We start from the raw sequence: 703 nt of genomic DNA, 5'->3' as shown, positions 1-703 counted from the left end.
CCCTGCTTGTAAGGCAGGTGCTCTCCCAGCTGAGCTAATCCTCCATAAAAATGCGGGAAATTAAAACAATATAATGGTGACCCGTACGGGATTCGAACCCGTGTTACCGCCGTGAAAGGGCGGTGTCTTAACCACTTGACCAACGGGCCATAAGGCATGTCCTAAACAAGACAAGAATAATCATATCACGAATTTAATGTAAATGCAAATAGTTTTTATGTTCTTTTTATAAATTTTTTGATTTTTATTATATAAAAGTTTTTTCCATAAAAAATCAAAAAAAAATGGCTCCGAAGGTAGGACTCGAACCTACGACCAACCGGTTAACAGCCGGTTGCTCTACCACTGAGCTACTTCGGAACGATCATATTTATACTATTAACTTAAAGTACATATATAATTATATCCACTATTGGAAAATAATCAAGTAATATTGTTAACTTTCTAATAAATTTTTAAAAATTCAGATCAAATAAAAAAGCCACTACTGAATGAATCAGTAATGACTTTTTGAGCCTAGCAATGTCCTACTCTCACAGGGGGAAGCCCCCAACTACCATCGGCGCTAAAGAGCTTAACTTCCGTGTTCGGTATGGGAACGGGTGTGACCTCTTTGCCATTATCACTAGACTGATATGTATTATAGAAAGAACTTCGTTCTCTCAAAACTGGATAAAGACATTGTAAGCGTTCAAGTTTAATT

General features: G+C 36.8%; 2 tRNA genes and 1 rRNA gene. All 3 read right to left on the bottom strand.

Features of this window, described 5'->3' with window-relative positions:
* Nucleotides 1–74 precede the first annotated feature (74 nt).
* The 3 genes from CD29_RS19340 to rrf all read right to left on the bottom strand — a co-directional run bounded on the left by CD29_RS19340 (nucleotide 75) and on the right by rrf (nucleotide 630).
* Nucleotides 75–149: transfer RNA gene (locus tag CD29_RS19340), tRNA-Glu, on the bottom strand.
* Nucleotides 150–285: 136 nt separating this feature from the next.
* A tRNA-Asn gene (locus tag CD29_RS19335) sits at nucleotides 286–360 on the bottom strand.
* Between the two features lie 154 nt (nucleotides 361–514).
* Nucleotides 515–630 (bottom strand): 5S ribosomal RNA (gene rrf, locus CD29_RS19330).
* Nucleotides 631–703 lie beyond the last annotated feature (73 nt).

Source organism: Ureibacillus manganicus DSM 26584, assembly GCF_000772945.1.
Classification (GTDB): Bacteria; Bacillota; Bacilli; order Bacillales_A; family Planococcaceae; genus Ureibacillus; species Ureibacillus manganicus.
The sequence above is the reverse complement of the archived record's forward strand: the minus strand, read 5'-3'. Positions and strand labels throughout refer to the sequence as shown.